Origin of the sequence: Collinsella aerofaciens (assembly GCF_040926185.1) — a bacterium.
GTDB lineage: Bacteria > Actinomycetota > Coriobacteriia > Coriobacteriales > Coriobacteriaceae > Collinsella > Collinsella aerofaciens_BC.
The window spans coordinates 89,951-111,151 of record NZ_JBCOIQ010000006.1; the positions used below are offsets into that span (position 1 = coordinate 89,951).

Annotated in this window: 15 protein-coding genes; 4 read left to right on the forward strand and 11 right to left on the reverse strand. The window is 62.8% G+C overall.

The window, feature by feature from the left end; translation table 11 throughout:
- Nucleotides 1-10: 10 nt before the first annotated feature.
- The 3 genes from AB5750_RS04445 to AB5750_RS04455 all read right to left on the reverse strand — a co-directional run bounded on the left by AB5750_RS04445 (nucleotide 11) and on the right by AB5750_RS04455 (nucleotide 7,216).
- Nucleotides 11-3,634 (reverse strand): UvrD-helicase domain-containing protein, encoded by a 3,624-nt coding sequence (locus tag AB5750_RS04445; RefSeq protein ID WP_368145452.1) that lies wholly within the window; start codon nucleotides 3,632-3,634, stop codon nucleotides 11-13.
- 3 nt (nucleotides 3,635-3,637) lie between these two features.
- Nucleotides 3,638-6,733: a PD-(D/E)XK nuclease family protein gene (locus AB5750_RS04450; protein ID WP_368145451.1), complete on the reverse strand. Its 3,096-nt coding sequence runs from the start codon at nucleotides 6,731-6,733 to the stop codon at nucleotides 3,638-3,640.
- Between the two features lie 183 nt (nucleotides 6,734-6,916).
- Entirely contained in the window at nucleotides 6,917-7,216 is a 300-nt protein-coding gene (locus tag AB5750_RS04455; RefSeq protein WP_022094855.1) for a YerC/YecD family TrpR-related protein, read from the reverse strand.
- 325 nt (nucleotides 7,217-7,541) lie between these two features.
- On the opposite strand from AB5750_RS04455, the gene AB5750_RS04460 reads away from it, so the two are divergent.
- Nucleotides 7,542-7,901, forward strand: coding sequence for a phage holin family protein (locus AB5750_RS04460; RefSeq protein ID WP_055285729.1), 360 nt, complete (start codon nucleotides 7,542-7,544; stop codon nucleotides 7,899-7,901).
- A 143-nt stretch (nucleotides 7,902-8,044) separates the two neighbouring features.
- On the opposite strand, the gene AB5750_RS04465 is transcribed toward AB5750_RS04460, so the two are convergent.
- Nucleotides 8,045-8,473 carry an RrF2 family transcriptional regulator gene (locus AB5750_RS04465; RefSeq protein WP_022094857.1) on the reverse strand — a complete coding sequence of 143 codons (429 nt, stop codon included), beginning with the start codon at nucleotides 8,471-8,473 and terminating at the stop codon, nucleotides 8,045-8,047.
- Nucleotides 8,474-8,726: 253 nt separating this feature from the next.
- On the opposite strand from AB5750_RS04465, the gene cysK reads away from it, so the two are divergent.
- Both cysK and mnmA read left to right on the forward strand, forming a co-directional pair.
- A complete protein-coding gene (cysK, locus tag AB5750_RS04470; protein ID WP_368145450.1) occupies nucleotides 8,727-9,665 on the forward strand; it encodes a cysteine synthase A in 939 nt (312 codons plus the stop codon).
- Between the two features lie 58 nt (nucleotides 9,666-9,723).
- Nucleotides 9,724-10,947, forward strand: a complete 1,224-nt coding sequence (gene mnmA / locus AB5750_RS04475) for a tRNA 2-thiouridine(34) synthase MnmA (RefSeq protein ID WP_368145493.1) — start codon at nucleotides 9,724-9,726, stop codon at nucleotides 10,945-10,947.
- 136 nt (nucleotides 10,948-11,083) lie between these two features.
- Here mnmA and AB5750_RS04480 read toward each other — a convergent pair whose 3' ends face one another.
- The 3 genes from AB5750_RS04480 to AB5750_RS04490 form a co-directional block, all read right to left on the reverse strand.
- Nucleotides 11,084-12,127: a M42 family metallopeptidase gene (locus tag AB5750_RS04480; protein WP_368145449.1), complete on the reverse strand. Its 1,044-nt coding sequence runs from the start codon at nucleotides 12,125-12,127 to the stop codon at nucleotides 11,084-11,086.
- A 604-nt stretch (nucleotides 12,128-12,731) separates the two neighbouring features.
- Entirely contained in the window at nucleotides 12,732-13,898 is a 1,167-nt protein-coding gene (gene fucO, locus AB5750_RS04485; RefSeq protein ID WP_117769511.1) for a lactaldehyde reductase, read from the reverse strand.
- A gap of 165 nt (nucleotides 13,899-14,063) precedes the next feature.
- Nucleotides 14,064-14,780 (reverse strand): YoaK family protein, encoded by a 717-nt coding sequence (locus AB5750_RS04490; protein ID WP_368145448.1) that lies wholly within the window; start codon nucleotides 14,778-14,780, stop codon nucleotides 14,064-14,066.
- A gap of 253 nt (nucleotides 14,781-15,033) precedes the next feature.
- Between AB5750_RS04490 and AB5750_RS04495 the strand changes: the two genes are divergently transcribed.
- Nucleotides 15,034-17,175, forward strand: a complete 2,142-nt coding sequence (locus tag AB5750_RS04495) for a YgiQ family radical SAM protein (RefSeq protein ID WP_368145447.1) — start codon at nucleotides 15,034-15,036, stop codon at nucleotides 17,173-17,175.
- A gap of 180 nt (nucleotides 17,176-17,355) precedes the next feature.
- Here AB5750_RS04495 and AB5750_RS04500 read toward each other — a convergent pair whose 3' ends face one another.
- The 4 genes from AB5750_RS04500 to AB5750_RS04515 all read right to left on the reverse strand — a co-directional run bounded on the left by AB5750_RS04500 (nucleotide 17,356) and on the right by AB5750_RS04515 (nucleotide 21,199).
- Nucleotides 17,356-18,264, reverse strand: a complete 909-nt coding sequence (locus AB5750_RS04500; RefSeq protein ID WP_368145446.1) for a CPBP family intramembrane glutamic endopeptidase — start codon at nucleotides 18,262-18,264, stop codon at nucleotides 17,356-17,358.
- An 83-nt stretch (nucleotides 18,265-18,347) separates the two neighbouring features.
- Nucleotides 18,348-18,548, reverse strand: a complete 201-nt coding sequence (locus tag AB5750_RS04505; RefSeq protein ID WP_055310197.1) for a type II toxin-antitoxin system RelB/DinJ family antitoxin — start codon at nucleotides 18,546-18,548, stop codon at nucleotides 18,348-18,350.
- Between the two features lie 212 nt (nucleotides 18,549-18,760).
- Nucleotides 18,761-20,092 (reverse strand): ATP-binding cassette domain-containing protein, encoded by a 1,332-nt coding sequence (locus AB5750_RS04510; protein WP_368154923.1) that lies wholly within the window; start codon nucleotides 20,090-20,092, stop codon nucleotides 18,761-18,763.
- Nucleotides 20,093-20,140: 48 nt separating this feature from the next.
- The gene (locus AB5750_RS04515) at nucleotides 20,141-21,199 is read right to left on the reverse strand and encodes an ABC transporter substrate-binding protein (RefSeq protein ID WP_368145444.1); all 1,059 of its coding nucleotides are present in this window, start codon (nucleotides 21,197-21,199) and stop codon (nucleotides 20,141-20,143) included.
- Between the last annotated feature and the right edge of the window lie 2 nt (nucleotides 21,200-21,201).

Here is a 21,201-nt window from a genome sequence, read left to right on the forward strand (position 1 = left end):
TTATTGAGGGCTAGAGGCTGTAGGTGACCACCTGAGGCTCGCACGGGTTGGCGAGGTCGACTTGCTCCACGCGGACGAACTTGACGGTCACGGCCTCAAAGCCCGCCTTGTGCAAAACATCAGCGTAGACGCGCGCCTGCAGGGCGTGCTTCTCCTGCAGCTGTTCCGGCGTCTCGTCCGGCGTGCCGCCCGTCTTGTAGTCGATGACCAGCGCGCATGACGAATCCGCCGGGTTCGTCGCCAAAGCATCGATGGCGCCCTCGGCATATGCACCGTAGCGAGCGATGTCCTCATCCTCGCAGCCCAGCGAAAAGAACGGCACCTCGGCGCGAACGCACGGCCAGGCAAGCAGCTCGGCACGGACCGCCGACTTGAGCCAGCGATCCAGTGCAACGTCGAAGCGTTCGCGCTGTTCCGGCGTCAGGCGCCACAGGCGAGCCAGGGCGTCGGCACGCTCGGCGGGCAGCGCATCGGCACCCATCTCGATCAGCCACTGGCAGGCGGCATGGAACGCCGAGCCCAGCGCCATGGGGTTGCCGGCGGGCTCAACGGCGGCCACGCCTGCATCCGTCATCTCGGAACCATCCGACTCCGCATCATCGCCGGCCTCGTCCATGGGCGTGTGTGCCTCGGCGGCACGGTCCTCGGACTCGGCATGCAGCGCCGCGGCAATTGACGAGTAGCTGTACGAATCGCGCGCCGGATACGGGCAGGCGCCCATGCGCACGCCCACCGTCTGGGGATACACGAGCTCAAACGCATCGGGCTCGGGGTCGGCAGGGCCGGGAACGGCGGCGCGGGCATCCGCGCCGGCGCCCTCCGGCTCCGCATCGCCGCGGACAAGCCTGCCCTCGGCATCCAGAGAAGCATTGGCCTCAAACGTCTGCTCGCCAAAGGTAAAGCCCGCGAGCGAAATGAGCTCGTAGTCGCCCAGCTGGGAGTTGTCGAACACCAAGCGGTCGGCATCGAGCTGCGGCATATCCAGAGCATCGGTCGGCAAAATACGGCGCAGCACATCGTAGGTCAGATCGGTCTCGACATCAAAGGTCGGCGCCGTCACCTTGCCGCGGCTCACGCCGGCATCCATCGCCAGAATGACCAGCTCACGCGCTCGCGTCATGGCGACATAGAGCAAGCGGGCCCGCTCCTCGAGCGAAAGCTGCAGGTCGTCGTTGCGCAGGCGAGCAAATGCCTCGGCGGGAGAACCCGTCGCACAGACGTCCTCCATGAGCTCCGGCGGCAGCCACAGCGACGTGCCCTTGCCCTTAAACGCATGCTCAAACTGCTTTTTGACGTCATCGCCCTTCACAAAGGTCCCATCGGCAAGCTTAACGCCATCAAAACGAGCTGGCAGTGCCACGACCTGCGCTCCGCCCTCGACACGCCCCATCTGAGCCGCACCGGACGGCTTGCGCACGCCAAAACACTCGGCAACCGCTACGACCGGATACTCCAGACCCTTGGACGCATGCACGGTCATGATGCGCACCGCGCCGTCGCCCTCCTCGTTGAGGGCACCCGGGGCCTCCTTGCCCGCCAAGAAGCGGTCGAAGGCCAGCGCGATGGAACGCGGCGAGTTGCCGAACTCGGCCTCCTCCTCGGCCACGGCGTCGAGCGCCTTGAGCACGTTGGCGGCGATGGCCTTGCCCTCGGGGCCGCGCTGCGCCAGGCGCACGAACCAGCCGGAGGCATTGACCACGTCGCGCGCGATGGCGGCGAACGAATCACGCCCCACGCGACGCAGTGCGTAGCGCAGCACCTCGCGGGCACGCGTCACAAGCGGCAAGCCCTGCAAGCCCGGCACATCGGAATCGCTCATGATGCCCATGTCGATATTCCGGCGCGAGGTCTCCCCCGTCTCGCCATCGAGCTTGGTCGCCAGCGCCAGGAACTCCTGGGCGCCGAGCGCAAACATCGGCGAGGCGAGCAGCGGCATAAGGCCCTGCGCCGTATCGGCCGGATTGGCGAGCGCGCAGACCAGGGCACGCACCGTCTGCACCTCGGCTGCCTGGGCAAAGACCGAGCCGCCTGCGATGACGCAGTCGAGCCCCTGATCGCGGAAGGCCTGGGCGTAGACATCGGCGTTGGTCATGCGGCCCAGCAGCAGTACCATGCCGCCCTGGGGCTGGCCGGCATCGGCAAGCGCGCGGAAGCGCTCGGCGATCGCGCGGGCCTTGGCCTGTGTGCGCTCCTGCATACTGCCGCCGGCAACAAAGAGGGCCTGGCGGCGCGAGGCGTCCGCCACCAGCGTGTCCTTGCGGCCGTCGCTCGCCTCAAGATCCAAAAAGCCCTGCATCAGGCCGCCGTCATCGCCGTCGAAGACGCGTGCCACGTAACGCAGCACCTCGTCATGGCTGCGGAAGTTGCGCACGAGTTTGACGAGTTCGCCGGCAGGGGCATCGGCCACGGCAGTCGCCTCGGGCGCGGCAGACGAGCCCACCTTGCGCTCCTGACGACGGAACACCTCGACCTCGGCGCCACGGAAGCGATAGATGGACTGCTGCGCATCGCCCACGGTGCACAGCGCGCGCTCCCCCGCACCCGTCAGGTAGCGTATCAGATCGACCTGCATCTGGTCGGTATCCTGAAACTCATCGATCATGACCATCTTAAAGCGGCCCTCGTACGCAGCACGGATGGCAGGGTAATCGCGCAGGGCCTCGTAGGCCATACGCAGCAGGTCGTTATTATCGAGGGCGGACTGGGCAGCCTTCAGCGCGCGATACTCGGCCTCCACGGAACGGGCCAGGCCCACCAGCGCATCGAGCGCCGGGCCACCGCAGGCAAGCACGATATTGATAAACGCATCGGCGGCCTCGGCCTTGAGCAGCTCGACCTGCTCCTTAGGGAATGCCTTGCTCGCGCGCGGCATGGTGCACGACATCATGAGTCGCGCTGCATCGGCCATGGTCTTGCCGCTCGCCTCGAACGCGTCAATGGCGTCGAGTGCCATCTGCGCCTTCTCGGTCGCGGCCTTGCTTGCGCCCAGCGCCGCGCGATAGGCATCGGCGAGTGCCGAGGTATCGGCCTGCCCGCGCGCCACGCACACGTCGTCCATACCGCCCGGCAACTGGCTCGACAGCTCCAGCAGGTCGCGCACCAGGCCCTTGATGGTCGCGCCAGCGCCAAAGGAACCGCCCTCGCCCGCCATGGGATACCAGGCATAGAGGGCCTTGAGCGATGCCGCGAGCTCGGGGGCGGCATCGGGCGCCGTCGCGCGGGCCAACACATGCTCAACAGCCTGGTCCATAAGCTCGTCGGTATCGGTGAGCACCGTGAACTCGGGGTCGATGCCCAGCTCCAGCGCATGCGCGCGCAGGATACGCGAGCACATGCCGTGAATGGTCGAGATCCACGCGTCGTCGACGGTCAGTGCTTCCTCGTCCATGCCCTCGTCGATAAGCGCACGGCGCACGCGGTCACGGATCTCGGCCGCGGCATCTTTGGTAAAGGTAATGGCGAGCACCTGGTCAAGATGTTCAACGAACGGACCGGATTCAGGCGAGAGCGCGTAGACGATGCGACGCGTGAGGGTAAAGGTCTTGCCCGAACCGGCGCCCGCCGAGACAAACAGCGGACGGTCGAGCGTTTTGACAATCTGCAGCTGTTGCGGCATCAAAGTCGAAAGATCCATGGTCTACACGTTCCTCCTTACAAACGTTCCTTCGTGGTTATACGAGCAGCGCGCATGCGCGGCATGGGCCGACGTCGGGTCGACGGCGGCAACGTTGCCTGCCTCGAGCTCGCGCAGGCGCTCGGCGATGCCGGCCTCAACGCGATCGAGCAGGGCGTCGAAGTCCATGCTGCCACCCTCGCCGGGGAAACCTTTCTTAAGGCCCGGGATGCGACCGTCGCCGCGCTCTTCCTCGAGCAGCTCGGCGCTCGCGGCACCGCGCAACGCCGGCTTGCCGCCCTTGGTCGAAAAGTAGAGCGCCGCGCGGGTGTCCAAATCCAGCGCCCGGCGCATGGCCTGGGCGTAGATGAGCGTTTGGGTATGTGGTGGCAACCAGCGCGGATCGTCGATGGGCGCCGTGCCCGATTCCTCGTCGCGCACCGTGGGGTCGGCGAGCTTAAACTCCTCAACGCCCGTGCGATGCTTGTAGTCGATCACCACGGCACGATTCTCGGCGTCCACGTCCACGCGGTCGATGCGCCCGCCAAGCGGCCAACCGGCATACTCGACCTTGAGCTCGTTGAAGGCGAACTCCAGGTAGCGCGGGGCAAAGGGGGCAAGTGCCTCGGACTCGTAGGCAAGCACACCCTCCAGCTGCGGCAAGATCTCGGCCACCTGGCGTTCCTCCACCGCAGAGAGCGGCACCAGCGGGCCCTCCGTGCCGCGCTTGCCGGCGTGCTCGGCCAACGTCTCGTCAAAGACCTCGTGCAGCAGCTCCTGTGCGCGCGGCAGATTCTCGGGCGTCACGCGCTCCATGCCCTCTTGGGGCAGACGGGCATGCAGATGCTCCAGCACGTCGTGGACAAAGTTGCCCTTTTCCATGTTGCCAAAGCCCGCGTCGATCGACTGGGGCTTCACGCGGTACGAGACGAACCAGCATAGCGGGCAGGTCGAATAGGCCTCGATCTGCGAGGCGGACGTCAGACGCGGCACGAGCGGCGCGTCCTCACCCTCGCAATCGCGACGGCGCAGGACCAAATACGGCACGGCCTCGGCACTCAGATGCTGAGGGGCTTCACAGGTCACGCGCTCGCGCTTGAGGCCTTCACCTGCCGCGGGATCAAAGTCGGCGATGATATCGCCCTCGCCCACGCGCATGGGCTTGGCAGCGCCAGCGGCCTCGGCATGTGCCCACAGCTCGGTCCATACGGCTGCCGGGTAGCACTCGCGTGCCTGGCGATCGTGCGTCACACGGGCGAGCGCGACCGGACCGCTCGCCGCCTGCATCGCACGGCCAAAGCGCACGCGCAGCAGGGCAGCGGGCTCCAAAGACACGCCGTCGCGGCGCAGCTCGGCTGTCAACGTGGCAAGCGGGCCCTCTTCGTGCGAAAGCGGATAGCTGTCCAGGTCGACATCGGCAAACAGCACGGCATCGTAGCCGCCAGGACGCAAAACCGACGCATCGGCAAGCGACACGAAGCGCACTTGTGCCCGTGGCGTGCGATCGACCTCGTAGGTCGCGTAATCGTAAGCGGTACTGCGCTTGTCCACCTTGGTTCGAACGCCGTCGAGAACCGGCACGGTCGCGGCCTGCGACACGTCGAGTGCGCGAGCATCGTTCATAAGGATGTCGATGGCATGGCGCAGCAAAGCCATCTCTGCCTGGCGACGGGCCTGGCCGTCAAGACCGCCTAGAGCGCGATCGGGCAGCGCCTCGGCAACGGCAAGCATGGCCTTGAGCGCCGTCACGGGTTTGTCGCGCCACAGCGCCTGGAACACGTCCGAGACCACACACGGCACGTTCTTAAACCAGTTTTCGTCGCTGGCGGCCTTGCGGGCGCCCCTCACCTGGCCCTGCACGCTCTGCAGCAGGCTCTTGACGCCCACAGCGGTCTTGCTGCGCGACAAGCGCATGTTCTTGTCGAAGCCGCGGGCGCTCGCGGCGTCGGCACCCGAAAGCGGACTGTAGATCCAGTCGGTAAGCTCCGGCGCGGGCCACCACTCGGTCTTTGACGCCATGCCCTCATCGGCGGCCTTCATGCGCTCGATCAGGCCGGCAAGCGCCGCAAACTGCCTGCCCGCAATGGATTGGGAAAACGCCGTGAACTCAGTTGTCTCGGCAGCGATATGACGAGCCGCCAGACGAGAGGCGAGCTCACCGAACAGCTGGGATGCCCGGGCAGAAACAACGAGCACGCGCACGGGGTCGACGGGCGTCGCGGCGCCGGCGACCTCGGAACCCAGGCACGCTTTTACCAGATCATCAATTGCGTCCGTATAGACATGAGCACGGGCATGGGGGCCGGCGACCTCAATAAAGGCAGGCTGAGCGGCGATCCCGCAAGCGGCATCAGACGCGACGGCGTTCTTCCCCAGCGGCGCGATCTCAAACAACACATCGCGGGCATCAAATGCCGCGGCAAGCTCCTCGCGCATCGCCGCCTGCTCGCGTGCAAGCAGCACGACGACCTCTCCCCCATTGTTCGCCACGGCAGACAGCAGCTCGAGCAGACCGTGCGTAAACGACGTGATACCGCGCACGCATACGGCGCGAGTGCACGCCGGCAGGCTATCGGCCAGGACACTGGTCATAATGCCAGCTGCCTCGCAGGGCTCGACCATATCTCGACGGTCCAAACCGCCCGCATAGGCGCGCAAAAGCTCGAACACACGGGCCTCGGCATCGCTTTTTGGCTCAGGCTGGCAGTTGTCGCCACGGCATCGTTCGGCACCCGTCCCCGCAACGCCCGGCAACACGTCGCGGGCCATGCGCGCGAGCATGCGCACTGTGCCCTGGCTGCGCGAAAGCGGCTGCAGGTCGACATCGTCGAGACGCGTGACCATGTCCGAGAACAGCATCTGGCGCTGCAGGTTGTCGACGAAACCGCGCCCGTCGCCCAAAAGCTCCCAAAGCGAGCGAAGCCACGATGTAGGCGTCTTGTAGTCAATACCCAGCGAAATCCCGGCTTCCGCCGCATCATGACGGCACAGGTCGAGCTCGGCAAACGTAGGTGCCAGCAGCACGGCACGTCCGTGGCAGCCAACAAGGTCGGCAAGCAGCGCCGACTCGGCATCACTCAAATCCGTGCCGGCATTGGTGGTATAGATTCGAACAGGCATGGTCCTCCGCTCAAACTGTTCGCAATAATCAATGCATCCATCCTACCCGCCCAAGCGGACACATTGCCACCGCAGCTCCATCTTTTGGTACAAAGCAACCTGACCCCAACGCACCAGCCGATTGCAGGCATATAAAAACCGCCCCCGGAGGAGCGGTTTTGTACAATTCGTTTTTTGCGCCGCCTACTCGCCATCCTCCAGCTTAATGAGGATCTTGCGATAGCCGCCGTACTCGCCGTTCAGCGCCTTTGAAACGCGGCTCACCGTAGTGGACGAAGCGCCGGTGCGGGCCTGAACCTCAACATAAGGCTCGCCCTCATCCAGGTAACGCGCGACCTGCAGACGCTGCGATAGATCGCAAATCTCGCGCGGCGTGCAGATATCGGTCAAAAACGCTTGGATATCCTTCTCGTCGTCCAAAAGGCTAAATGCGTGGACCAGCTGCTTGACATCAGGCTTGTCAAACATGTTCTCGATATTCATCGATCACCGCCAAACCCGCCAAAAGGCATCGAAGTTGATACTGACATCGGGCATCGTTCGCCCGTTCTATGCAATAGGGCAACGCCTGTGGCTTTTGCCCGTAGCAGTGTAGCACACCACCAAACTAAAGCGACAAGACTCTCTGTCAGCGGCGCGTTTTTCAGGACGAACGCCGTTTTGAAATCGAATGCGCACGTAAGCTCCACGAATATTTGCGACAATGGGCATCCAGGCAAGGCCCCGCGTTCGCGCAGCCGTCCAAGTCGCCACGGCAAGCTGCTTCACGCGTCACTAACTCTCCCCGCGCAAGAAAGGACCCCCTACCATGCGCTTTATGCTTAACTGGCTCTTTACTTCGATCGCCATCGCGATCGCCACGTTCCTCGTCCCCGGCATCCAACCCTTCGGTTTTGCCGAGGCCTGGGTCTGTTTCGCCTTTGTGGGACTGTTCCTCAACATCGTCGATTCGCTCGTCAAGCCGTTCCTGACGGTCATCTCACTGCCGCTCACTATTATTACGCTTGGTATTTTTCAGCTCGTAGTCAACAGCTTTATGCTCGAGCTGGCCAGCTACCTGTCGGTCAATCTGTTGGGCGCTGGTATCTCCATTGCCGGCTTTGGATCGGCCTTTATGGGCAGCATCCTGGTATCCATCATGCGCAGCATTCTCGATAGCATCGCCTAGGGCTAGAACTGTTCAATACGAACCGTCATATCGACCCAAAACGAAGGCCGCCCATCGCAAAAATGGGCGGCCTTCTTATTTGTCAAGTCTCAAAGGGCGAGAGAATCTACCATTTCCACCCCGTCCCCAAATGCAGGTGTGGGTTAGATGACGTAGTCGTAGCCATGGTTGGGAGCGACAAGTTGATCGAGCGTCACACCGTCGAGGTAGTCGTTGATGAGCTTGTCCAGGTTCTTCCACACGTCGAGCGTGGGGCACTCATCCGAACGCGAGCAGCCCTTGCAGTCGCCATCCAGGCAGGCGACCGGCGCCAGACTGCCCTCGGTCAGGCGCAAGATCTCGCCCACCGTGTATTGCTCGGGCGGGCGCGTGAGCACATAGCCGCCGCCCTTGCCGCGCATGCCCGAGAGCATGTTGGCGCGCACGAGCGTAGCCAAAATGTTCTCGAGATATTTCTCGGAAATCCCCTGTCGCGCCGCGATCTCTTTGAGCGGGATGCGACCGGCTGCCTGGTGCTCGGCCAGATCGACCATAACGCGCAGGGCATATCTGCCCTTAGTAGAAACCAACATGTATAGTGCTGCCTTTCGGTCATTTAGTCCGTAGAAATTCTAGCCGAAAAATTGGTTTTGAAAATACCCATTCCCGTCAAGATGGTTAATCGACTCGTCATAATCTTATATTTCCTATTGCGTTACTAGGCTTTAGCGTCTACTATGCTTGCCAACAGCAAAACGAACAACCTATAAGGTTTGTGGGTTTCGCTGCTACACACACCGTAAAACCACACGGCATCCAGTCATTTGAACACTTTGGAGGTTCACCATGAGCAAGGTTTACACGTCCATCGATCAGCTTATCGGCCACACCCCGCTTCTGGAGCTCACCCACTTTGAGGTCGACGAGGACCTCAAGGCTCGCGTGCTCGTCAAACTGGAATACTTCAACCCCGCCGGCTCCGTTAAAGACCGCGTCGCCAAGAACATGATTGACGAGGCCGAGAAGGCAGGCAAGCTCATGCGCGGCGGCGACTACACCATCATCGAGCCCACGAGCGGCAATACCGGCGTCGGCATCGCCTCGGTAGCGGCCGCCCGCGGCTACAAGGTGATCATCACCATGCCCGAGACCATGTCCGTCGAGCGCCGCAAGCTGATGCAGGCATACGGTGCGCAGCTCGTGCTCACCGACGGCTCCAAGGGTATGAAGGGCGCTATCGCCAAGGCCGAGGAGCTGCAGAAGGAGACTCCCAACAGCATCATCGCCGGCCAGTTTGTGAACCCCGCCAACCCCGCCATTCACAAGGCCACGACCGGCCCCGAGATCTGGGACGACACCGACGGCCTGGTCGACATCTTCGTCGCCGGCGTTGGCACCGGTGGTACCGTGGCCGGCGTGGGCGAGTTCCTCAAGGAGCAGAACCCCGAGATTAAGGTCGTCGCCGTCGAGCCTGCCACCTCCCCGGTGCTCTCCAAGGGTCAGGCCGGCCCGCACAAGATCCAGGGCATCGGCGCTGGCTTTGTGCCCGACGTCCTCGACACCCAGGTCTACGACGAGATCATCCCCGTCGAGAACGACGACGCCTTTGCTACCGGCCGCGCCGTGGGCCACAAGGAGGGCGTGCTCGTGGGCATTTCGTCCGGTGCCGCCGTGTGGGCCGCACTGCAGCTGGCCAAGCGCCCCGAGAACGAGGGCAAGACCATCGTGGCCCTGCTTGCCGACACCGGCGAGCGCTACCTGTCCACGGCACTGTTCCAGGACTAGAGCTTCTCGTTCTTAGAACGAGTCCAAGGCACGCCGGTCTCCCCTCTCTTCTGGCAGCCTGGGCTCATCCCAACAGGGTGTCCCACATGACGCCCGAACTTGCTACAATGTCTGCGGCGCGGAACCAGCCTCCCGCGCCGCTTTTCTTTTTTGGCCACATGCCACCAAGGAGAACCTCCCCATGCACAACAAGCGCGTGCTCGTCGCCATGAGCGGCGGCGTCGATTCCAGCGTGACCGCGTACCTGCTCAAAAGCCAGGGATACGAATGCGTCGGCGCCACCATGCGCCTCACCTGCCCCGCGCCCGACCCCGCCACGGGCATGAGCAAGGTCGACCGCGACATCGCCGATGCAAAGGCCGTCGCCGAGCGCTTGGGGATCCCCCATCGCGTGCTCGACCTGCAGCAGACGTTCGACCACAGCGTTATCGAGCGCTTTGTGAGCGCCTACCGGGAGGGGCTGACGCCCAATCCGTGCATTATCTGCAACCGCCACATTAAGTTTGGCGTGCTGCTCGATGCGGCGCTGGACATGGGCTGCGACTACATCGCAACGGGACATTACGCCAAAACAAGCCAGGCGGCAGACGGCACCTGGCAGCTCCATCGCGGCGAAGATCCCAAAAAGGACCAAAGCTACTTTTTGTATTCGCTTACGCAGGAGCGCCTGGCACACACGATCTTTCCGCTGGCAGGCCTGGATAAAGAGCGCGACGTGCGCCGCATAGCCGCCGAACAGGGCTTCATAAACGCCAAGAAGGCCGAAAGCGAGGACATCTGCTTTATTCCAGACGGTGACTACGCGGGCTATATCGAGCGTCGCTGCGGACATCCCGCTGCACCGGGCGACATTGTGTGGCGCGACGGCAGCGTGGTCGGGCGCCACAACGGCGCGCTGCGCTACACCATCGGCCAGCGCAAGGGTCTGGGCGTCGCGATGGCGCATCCCGTGTATGTGACGGGCGTCGACGCCGCCAACAACACCGTGCATCTGGGCGAGGCAGAGGACCTGACCGCCGCTGCCCTCACGGCCGATGAGTGGATATGGAGCGCGCCGGACGCACGCATGGAGGCGGAGCTCGACGCCGGCGGCATTCGCGTAGGTGCCAAATACCGCTACCGTCAGAAAGACCAGGCAGCGACCCTTACGCGTGACGAAGACAGGCAAATGCTGCTGACCTTTGACGAGCCGCAGCGAGCCATCGCCCCCGGCCAAGCCGTTGTAGTCTACCGCGGCGACATCGTCCTCGGCGGCGGCACGGTGACCGGCGCACTTAAGTAGCCCCATCCCCTTCATAAATTGCGGTGAAATAGGGACTGTTTAAGCGTTTAAAACCGCCAAACAGTCCCTATTTCACCGCAACTTAGAGAGGACGGCCTCGGTCGGTACCGCCGTATCAGCCGAGGCCGCTGCATCGCTAGCGCTGTACGTAGGCGCGGACGAGCTCGAAGGTGTTGCGCACGCCGTCCATGTGGCTACACTCGTAGTTGTGGCTCGCATACACGCCGGGGCCGATCAGACCATGGCGAATGTCGTAGCCGGCAGAGAGCGTGGCTTCGACGTCCGAACCGTAATGCGGATACACGTCGATAGCGTAATCGAGCTCAAGCTCGCGCGCGATATTGGACAGCGCCGTCACCAGGTCGTAGTTGTACGGACCGCCCGAATCCTTGGCGCAGATCGACACCATGTGCTCGGTGCAGCCTAGGTCGTCGCCCACGCAGCCCATGTCAACGCTGATCATCTCGCGCGTGTCGGCCGGCACGAAGGCGCCGCCGTGGCCCACCTCCTCGTACACGGTAAAGAGCAGCGAAACCTTACGCGAAAGCGTCACCTCGCCAGCGGCGACGGCACGCGCCAAGCCCAACAAAATGGCGGCCGATAGCTTGTCATCCAGGAAGCGGCTCTTAATGTAGCCGCTCTCCGTCACCGTCGTGCGAGGATCCATAGCGATGATGTCGCCGGTCTGAATACCCAGCTCAAGCACGTCGTCCTTGCTGTCGACGTTCTCGTCGAGCAGGATCTCCATGTTCTTCTCGATGGTCTTGACCGGCTCGTCGGCCACGTGCGCCGAAGGCTCAGTGTTGAGGACCACGCCCGTGTAGACATTGCCGTCGCGCGTATAAACGGTGCAGTTCTCGCCATCGGCCGTAGACCACTGATGCCCACCAAGCGTCGTGGGACGCAGGCGGCCATTGTCCTTAATGGAGCGCACCATGGCGCCCAGGGTATCGACATGGCTCGCCAGTACGAGCGGCTCACCCTCGCCACCAAGTTCAACGAGCACGTTACCCTTATTAGAACGCTCAGGCCCAAACCCCATATCGCGCAGGGTCTCCATCAGATAATCAGTCGCCGCACGGGTATAGCCCGTCGGCGAAGCAATAGAAGTCAGCGTCTTAAGCTGTCCCGCGATATAGGAGAGCGTCTCCTCTAGAGAAGCATCGATTACAGAAGCCATGTGCATCCTTCCAAGCAAAACTAAGACCGAGTCCCGATTTTAACCGTTCTGCACGCGCAAGGCTCTGGGAGCCGAGCCACCTCCAGACGTCCTCGCGCCGATTTTGCGCACGAGCACGGCTTACGATCCCAATCTTGCATAAATCCTATCGGTATCTGCATAGAAATGAGGAATCTTTTTGCTTCGTCTCAGGGTACCCCACCTTGGGCCGTGCAAAAAACGGAGTATTCAGCATCGTGGGCCCCAACGACCCCATCGCGAACGACAAAACGACGCGGTTACAGCAGTGTTGCGGGTCGTCGCAAAGCAGAAACTCAGTAACAACCCCCTCCACTCATCGATAGCCCACCCGCAATGGCTGTCGATGGGCGCCTGCGGGCCACTACGGGCCATTCAAAACGTTATGCATTTTTAAGAGCTTGCTGAATACTCCCAAAAATGCACGCTGGGAAGTGCACCACCTATCCGTAGCGGGCAGTACACCTTGGTTTTGCCCGTCTCAGGGCATCGACGCAGCACAAAAAGCCCCGCCATGCGTAGCACGGCGGGGCCAGCGGCAAGTCAAAAGACCATACGCCTACGGGCGAAGGACCACCAAACTGGGTTAGGCAACCGGGCAGATCTTCTTGAAGAGCTCGATGACGTCGTCGAGCGTCGCCTCGCGCGGGTTACCCGGGAAACAAGCGTCGGCCATGGCGTCCTTGGCCAGGACCTCGATCTCGTCAGCCTTCATGGCCTCGCAGACGTGCGGGATATTCACGTCGGCGGAAAGCTGCTTGACGGCGGCGATAGCGGCGTCGGCAGCCTCGTCGGTGCTCATGCCCGTGGTGTCAACGCCCATGGCGACGGCAACCTTGGCCAGACGCTCGGCGCAAACCGGCTTGTTGAACTCCATGGCGATCGGCAGCAGCATGGCGCAAGCGACGCCGTGCGGGGTGTCGTAGTGAGCGGACAGGGTGTGAGCCATGGCGTGGTCGATGCCCAGGCCAACATTGGAGAAGCCCATGCCGGCGACATACTGGCCAAGGGCCATGCCCTCGCGGCCGGAGCCGGGCTGGCCGGACTTGGCCTCGGCAACGGAGTCGCGCAAGTTCTCGCTGATCAGCTTAATGGCCTCAAAGTGGAACATATCGGAGAGCTCCCAAGCGCCCTTGGTGGTGTAGCCCTCGATGGCGTGGGTCAGAGCGTCCATGCCAGTGGAAGCGGTCAGGCCGGCGGGCATGGAAGCCATCATGTCGGGGTCGACGACGGCGACCTCGGGGGCGTCGTTGGTGTCGACGCACACGAACTTGCGGACCTTCTCGGGGTCGGTGATGACGTAGTTGATGGTCACCTCAGCAGCGGTACCGGCGGTCGTCGGCACAGCGATGGTGAACACGGCGTGGTTCTTAGTCGGAGCAACGCCCTCGAGGCTGCGGACATCGGCAAACTCGGGGTTGTTGATGATGATGCCGATGGCCTTAGCGGTGTCCATGGAGGAGCCGCCACCGATGGTCACGATAGCGTCAGCCTCGGCGGCCTTGAAGGCCTCGACGCCGTCCTTGACGTTCTGAATCGTGGGGTTGGGCTTGATCTCGGAGTAGAGGCTCCAGGCGATGCCAGCGGCGTCGAGCTCGTCGGTCACCTTGGCGGTAACGCCAAACTTGACCAGATCGGGATCGGAGCAGACGAAGATCTTCTTGTAGCCGCGACGCTGGAGCTCGCCGGGGATCTCCTTGATGGCGCCGGAACCATGATAAGAGATGGTATTGAGAACGAAACGATTAGCCATTGATAGCCTCCCATCGTGTGCGGGGCACCCATTACGCCCCGCGCTATAAGTCCCATCCTAACGCTTTTGAAACAAAAAACGCGTGAGAACGTCAAAAGTGTTAAAGCGTTTCAACAGATGATGAAAAATATTGCGGCAAAGGAACAGCCCCTTTGCCGCAATCGGTTACTTTCGGCAGCCCTCTTTCCAAGCCTCGGCCGCAACCTTCCAGCGTAAGCGCAAGTCGCGCTCGCGGTCGATGAACATGATGGCAAACGCGACAAACAGCAGCAAGCTCGCCACGACGATGGCGTGCAGGCCCATGCGCTCAATACACCAGTTGCCCAACACGGCGCCAAACACAAAGGTAAAGATCACGCCAAAGTACAGCAGGCCGTTTTCCAAAAAGCCGCGCCTGTGGGTGATGATGTAATCGTCCACGTTTTGCAGCGCGTTGCGCAAGTTGCCGATGCACATGGTCGTAGCGATGCCGTGACCGTGGATCTTGCGGAAGCTCTCGACCTGCATGCCGCAGGCAAACGAGGTGAGGCAGTTGGCGAGCAGGTTGAAATCGCCGCCGGGAATAAAGCTCACGCCCAGCAAGATGACGGCTTCAAAAAACACCGTCACCTGGCGCCAATGGATGACGCTGCCAAACCGCTCGTGCACTAGATCGGCAAGCATAATGCCCACGGCAAACGACACCACAGGGAAGAAGTAGCGCCCCGCAAGCGCCCAGTTGCCCTCCGAGATGCTCACGCCCACCAGCAGGATGTTGCCCGTCTGCGCGTTGGCGAAAACATGGTCGCGCCCAATGTACGAATACACATCCATAAAGCCACCGGCAAGCGCCAAGATGATGCCCAGTTCAATGGACTCCGATATCTGTTTGGCACGCTGCATCGTCGTGCATCCTCCTTGTTGACGACTCTCTCGTGCGTTGGCGGACATATAGCCGCCGTTCATACTGTAACCCATTGACAACATGGCGTGCGCGCGAGACGACCCCTTCGACACGGGGATACACAGTCTGGAAACAAACGACATCCGCATCGACGCGCCAATCCGCCAGCTCATGTACTCCACCAGTCTTTTTAGCCCCGTCCCAAAAAGACTGGTTACAATTACGTGCAGCATACAGACACCGGGAGGAATCGTGGCAAAAAAGCCCCAGGACGCTCAGCACAACCAGCACGGCAAACACGGCCAGCAGCAAAAGCGCGGCGGCAAGACGCAGGCCACGGCCTCCCGAGCCGCTCACGGCAAGCATCCCCAGGCGACGCCCGCCCGCCCTTGGCGACCGGGTCGCGATAAGTTCCTCCCCGTCAGCCGCGCAGACATGGATGCCCGCGGTTGGGATCAGTGCGACTTTGTCTATATCTGCGGCGATGCCTACGTGGACCATCCCAGCTTTGGCATGGCCATTATCAGCCGCGTCCTCGACGCGCACGGCTACAAGGTGGGCATCATCTGCCAGCCTGACTGGACCGATCCCGCCAGCATCAGCGTGCTCGGCGAGCCGCGCCTGGGCTTTTTGATCAGTGCCGGTAACATGGACTCCATGGTCAACCACTATTCGGTGACCAAGCACCGCCGCCACACCGATGCCTATACCCCCGGTGGCGAGGAGGGTCACCGCCCCAACCGTGCCGTCACGGTCTACGGCAACCTTATCCGTCAGACGTTTAAGGATGTCCCCATCATTATCGGTGGCATCGAGGCAAGCCTGCGCCGCTTGGCCCACTACGACTACTGGCAGGACAAGCTCAAGCGCTCGGTGCTGCTCGACTCGGGCGCCGACATCCTCATCTACGGCATGGGCGAGCACGCGATCGTCGAGATCGCCGACGCGCTCGACGCTGGACTGCCCGTCGATCAGATTACCTATATCAATGGCACCGTCTACCGCACCAGCTCGCTCGACGAGGTCTACGACTACGATCTGCTGCCCAGCTGGGACGATCTTGCCGCCGACAAACTCAACTACGCGCGCAGCTTTAACGTGCAGCAGCAAAACATGGACCCCATCACCGGGCATCGCTTGGTAGAGCCCTACCCCAACGGCGTGTTCGTGGTGCAGAACCCGCCGTCGACGACGCTCACCACCGACGAGATGGACGAGGTGGCCGAACTCCCCTACGCACGCGATTGGCATCCCGACTACGATGCCGCAGGCGGCGTGCCGGCCTTTGCCGAGATCAAGTTTTCGATCAGCTCCAACCGCGGGTGCTTTGGCGAGTGCTCGTTTTGCGCCCTCACCTTCCACCAGGGTCGCGTGCTGCAGATGCGCAGCCACGACTCGATTATGCGCGAGGCCGAGCTGCTCACGCGCGATCCCGAGTTTAAGGGCTACATCAACGACGTGGGCGGGCCGACGGCAAACTTTAGCCGTCCGGCCTGCGACAAGCAGCTCAAGCACGGCGTGTGCAAGAACAAGCGCTGCCTGTGGCCGAGCGTGTGCAAGAACATGGTGGTCGACGAGAGCGGCTACACGCAGCTGTTGCGCGACCTGCGTCAGTTGCCGGGCGTTAAAAAGGTCTTCGTGCGCAGCGGCATCCGCTTCGACTACACCATGGCCGATGCCTCGGACGAGTTTTTGCGCGAGCTGCTGGAGCATCATGTCTCTGGCCAGCTGCGCGTAGCGCCCGAGCACGTGAGCGATGCGGTGCTGTCTGTGATGGGCAAGCCGAGCCGCGCTGTCTACGACGCGTTCTGTCGCAAATTTGAACGATTGAACCGTGAATACGGACTCAAACAGTACGTAGTGCCGTATCTAATCTCGAGCCACCCTGGTTCAACCATGAAGGAAGCCGTGGATCTTGCCGAGGCCGTGCGAGACATGGGCTACATGCCCGAGCAGGTGCAGGACTTCTATCCCACGCCATCCACCATGTCGACCTGCATGTACTACACCGGCGTTGATCCGCGCACCATGGAGCCGATCTATGTGGCGCGCGACCCGCACGAGAAGGCCATGCAGCGCGCACTCATCCAGTATCGCAAGCCCGAGAACTACAAGCTCGTGCGCGAGGCGCTAGAGAAAGCCGGGCGTCGCGATTTGATCGGCTACACCAAGCATTGCCTGATTCGCCCCGTGCCGCCACGCCCGGGCGAGGCATCGGCCAGCGGCGGACACGGCACTGGCAAGAAGGGCGGCAAGGGCCACGGTGGCGCTGGAGCCAAGGGGCCCAAGGGCAACAAGGAGCACGGCGGCATGTCGCGCGCGCAGAACACCGCAGGCCGCAACCGCGCCGCCCAGGGACGGCAGGGCGCCAACGGTGGCGGCAGGCGCAACTAGCGTGGCGAGGGCCGGCCGGCGTCTCCTCATCGCCCAAGCGTGATTTCCCTAGGGGGAACACGCTTGGGCTGTCTCCAGTCGTGATTTCCCTAGGGGGAACACGCTCAGACACGCCTAGCCGTGTTTTCCTTAAGGGAATCACAGCAGATTTGTTTTTATCCACGTTGGCCCTTAAGGGAATCACGCTTGCTGGTAGGGACGATCCGTCTGGCAGGCCTGCCTGAGCGACCGCATCGCCTCTACCAGCACAAAGCCGGCGATGGCAACCGTGACCACCACGTCGAGCGGCGTGTTCACAAACCACAGCAGGCCCATGAGGTATGACCCGGCGTTAAAGGCAAAGTGCAACAGGATCGTGTAGCGGAGCTTTCCGGTCGTCACGAGCACCCAGCCAAAAATGAGACCGGCAGCGCCCGCATAGCAGCCCTGCACCCAGTTCATATGCATAAAGCCGAAGACCGCCGCCTGCAGCACGATTGCCGCGGCGACGCCCCAGGTACTCGGAGCCACCCAGGGCACCATGGCGCCGTCTTGCGGTCGCACGTGACGTCGGAGCTTCCAAAGTGGGCGGCACCGCGGGTTAAACGCTCGGAGCGAAAACTCAAAAATGATGCCGCGCACCAGCAACTCCTCGCAAAACGGAGCGCCGAGCACCGTGGTCAGGACGGCCAGGTAGCTCGTGTCGCCCATGCCCGTTTCCTCGACAAGTTCACTGTAATCGGCCGCGACCTCGGGCAACAATGACAGTACGGCGTCGGTCACGTAGCCAACGACCACCTGCAGGGCAAAGCCGATCACGATAACGCAGGCAACGCGCTTCCACGCGCTACGCAATCCCCCGCCGAGTGGACGCTCACCTTGCCAGCGCGCGATAAACGACCGCGGCCACAAATAACGCCACCACAGCAGCGCCATCAAAAACGATGCCGTCTGCGCGGCGGCTTGAAACCATTGAATATCGAGATTCTCGATCGGGAAACCCGTCAGCGCCGACACGATGTCCAGCACGGAGAACAGAACCATACTCAGGGCTATATCGGCAGCGACAACGCCAAAACAGGCAAGCGCCCAAATCATCGCATTGAGCATGCCAACCTCCTCAAAACCGTTCCCTAGTTCTACCACAACTCGGCAGAGAGCTGATCCCATGGGGACGGAGGAAAACGGATCACTTATTGATGAGAATCGGGCGCAGCGCCAAAGGCCCCGTTGGGCGAAATGTCGAACGGAAAGGTGCCGCAACGATTGAATGCGGCGATAAACATGCGGATGGCGTTGGACGGCGTGGTGCCTACGAGCTGGGTTGCCGCCGCGAAGGCCGCCTTTTCCTCGGGCAAGACCTTCGCGACAACCGGGGTCATGTGTTCTGCCATGGCGCTTCCTTTTTGAAACGACGGTGGTGCGGATAGATGCGGGCCACGCGGCTGGGCGACGGGCTGTGAAGGCAACCCGATTGGCCCGCATCCGGAGTGTGTTTCTGCGGCGTTGGTATTACTTAGTATTCTTAAGTATTACCCCGCAAATAGAATACCACATCTGACCCCATGGGAACGGAAAACAGGTCATTTTGTTGCTGAGTAAGTATTTAGAGCGTGATGACGTCCGAGATATCGAGCGCCTGAGCGTCGATGGGGTCATGTGTGGCGAGCAGGAGCGTTCGGCCATCGAGCAGCTCGAGCACGACGCCGGCCGTCGCATCACGCGCAGCGGCATCCAAACCGGTAAAGGGCTCATCCAGAATGACGGCGCAACCGCCGCACAGCAGGGCTCGGGCAATCTCGACGCGACGGCGCTGCCCGCCCGAGAGCTCGGCCACACGAGCATGTACATCGACCCCCGGCACCAGCAGGCGCAACAGGGCTGCGGCACTCGAGGCGTCCACGCGCGCATCGGCACACACCAGCACGTTATCCAGCGCCGAGACGGACTCGATCAAGCGCGCGTCCTGAAACACCATCGAGCACGGCACGCACTCCCCCGCCGCCAGGGCGAGCAGCGTCGACTTGCCCACGCCCGAAGCGCCCATCACGCAAACACGCCCGCCCGCGGGTACGTTGAGCACCAGACCGTCGAGCGCCGGCGCCCAGGGCGCACGATCGCCCACGGCAAGCGCAAGCACCGCCGCAGCGCCGGCACCAGCAGAGGCCGCACGCCCGCGAGCACCGCGCCCATGCGCCCGCACGGCCACACGCCATGCCGCTGGCCCCGAAGCCCGCAGCAACCACACCAGCACACGCTCGCATGCCCACGATGCCGCCACGACCAACACGGTCCACGCCAGCAGATCCGCTGTCTCGATAAGCAGCTTTGCCTGATAGATACGCTCGCCCACGGTGCCCGTCGCCATGCCGATCAGCTCCGCCGCCACGCCGGCCTTCCAGCTCATGCCAATCACGGCCCGGGCGCACGAAAGCACAAACGGCAGGACCTCGCGCCAGGTATGGGCGCAAAACAGACGCCAGCCCCGCACGCCATGCAGACGAAACATCTGCTCCAGCGGCTTATCCGCTTGCGTCAAGCCCTCGACCAGTGAGAAATACACGCCCGGCAGCGCCATCAAAAAGACCGCTGCAATGCTCACGCGCGCCGACCCCAGCCAAATGAGCAGCAGGACCACCACGCAGGCAACCGGCGTCGCCTTAACAAACGAAAGCGCCGGCGCCACCAGGCGGGCAAACGTCCGCGATCGCACCGAGACTCCCGCCAGCACGCCACCGCATGCCGTAGCGAGCGCCAGCCCGCCCAAAATTCGCAAGCCCGAGCCTGCCAGAATCGCCCACGTGCCGGCATCACACACCAGTCGCAGCAACGCCACCACAACAGCGCCCGGTCCCGGCAAGATCAACGGCTGCGCCACCAGCGCCGCCGCGAGCGCCCACGCGGCAAGCCAAAAGGCGGCGACGGCACCACCTGCCACCGCCGCCTTCACACGCTCTGTCATTTGCCGAGCAAACGCACGCACGGGCTACTCCATGTAGTAGAAATCATCAGCCGGGAGCTTGCCGCCCACGGCGCTTGCATCCGCATCGGCCAGCACCTGCAGGTACCCACCGAGCGCCGCCTTCATATCTTTCCCCGTCTGGCATACAAGCATGCACCCGGGAATCGCCTTTTCGGCAATCGCGGCGTTATCGACGATACCCGCATCGACCACGGCCTGCGCCCAGTCCGCCGGTGTCGCATTGACGGCCTTCACGCTCGCCTCATGGCAGCGCAAGAACTCTGCCACAGCCTCGGGATGGTCCTCGGCAAACGCGCGGCGAACCACGGTCACACCCGTCAGCATACGCGAACCCGTGTCACCCGCCAGCTCATCCCACACATCGGTCAGGCTTACCGGCGCCGACAGCTTGCCCTCGCTCTTGGCGATGGCCGCGGTCTTGAATGGCTCCGGCAGCACGCCCACGGCAGACGGGTCGGCAAGCAGGGCCGACAGCACCTCGGTGGGCTCGCTCTTGAACTCGAGCGACACCTGGCCGGTCAGGCCCGCGCGCTCCAGCAGGTAGTTCATGACGTATTCCGGCGTGGTGCCCTTGCCCGTCATGTAGACGGTACGCCCCGCCAGATCGCCAAACGAGGCCACGCTCGCGTCGCCCGTCACCACGTTCAGCACGCCCAGCGTGTTGATGTCGATGACCTGGACCGCACCCTCGGTCTTGTTGTAGAGCACGCTCGCCACGTTAGCGGGCACCAGGGCAATGTCGATATCGCCCTGAATGACCTTGGGCACGATCTCGTCAGCGGCAGTGCTGATCGCAAAGTCGAAATCGTTGTCCGTGGCACCGTCGGCCGCCTGGTCCATAAACTGCACCAGACCGATCGACGTCGGACCCTTGAGCGAGGCGACGTGCACCTCAATCGGCTCAGCAGCGGCACCACTAGCGGCAGACCCGGCAGCCGAGCCCGCAGCAGACCCGGCCCCGGCAGCCCCGCCGCCACAGCCCGCGAGCGCAAGCGACAGGGCGCCCGCGGCGAGCGCCGAGGCAAACCCCCGGCGCGACAGCTCAACATTAAACGCGCCCATCG

Excerpts from the sequence above, each read along its gene's own strand:
- AB5750_RS04445 (WP_368145452.1), bottom strand. The coding sequence starts at position 3,634 with ATGGATCTTTCGACTTTGATGCCGCAACAGCTGCAGATTGTCAAAACG.
- AB5750_RS04450 (WP_368145451.1), bottom strand. The coding sequence starts at position 6,733 with ATGCCTGTTCGAATCTATACCACCAATGCCGGCACGGATTTGAGTGAT.
- AB5750_RS04455 (WP_022094855.1), bottom strand. The coding sequence starts at position 7,216 with ATGAATATCGAGAACATGTTTGACAAGCCTGATGTCAAGCAGCTGGTC.
- AB5750_RS04460 (WP_055285729.1), top strand. The coding sequence starts at position 7,542 with ATGCGCTTTATGCTTAACTGGCTCTTTACTTCGATCGCCATCGCGATC.
- AB5750_RS04465 (WP_022094857.1), bottom strand. The coding sequence starts at position 8,473 with ATGTTGGTTTCTACTAAGGGCAGATATGCCCTGCGCGTTATGGTCGAT.
- cysK (WP_368145450.1), top strand. The coding sequence starts at position 8,727 with ATGAGCAAGGTTTACACGTCCATCGATCAGCTTATCGGCCACACCCCG.
- AB5750_RS04480 (WP_368145449.1), bottom strand. The coding sequence starts at position 12,127 with ATGGCTTCTGTAATCGATGCTTCTCTAGAGGAGACGCTCTCCTATATC.
- fucO (WP_117769511.1), bottom strand. The coding sequence starts at position 13,898 with ATGGCTAATCGTTTCGTTCTCAATACCATCTCTTATCATGGTTCCGGC.
- AB5750_RS04490 (WP_368145448.1), bottom strand. The coding sequence starts at position 14,780 with ATGCAGCGTGCCAAACAGATATCGGAGTCCATTGAACTGGGCATCATC.
- AB5750_RS04500 (WP_368145446.1), bottom strand. The coding sequence starts at position 18,264 with ATGCTCAATGCGATGATTTGGGCGCTTGCCTGTTTTGGCGTTGTCGCT.
- AB5750_RS04505 (WP_055310197.1), bottom strand. The coding sequence starts at position 18,548 with ATGGCAGAACACATGACCCCGGTTGTCGCGAAGGTCTTGCCCGAGGAA.
- AB5750_RS04515 (WP_368145444.1), bottom strand. The coding sequence starts at position 21,199 with ATGGGCGCGTTTAATGTTGAGCTGTCGCGCCGGGGGTTTGCCTCGGCG.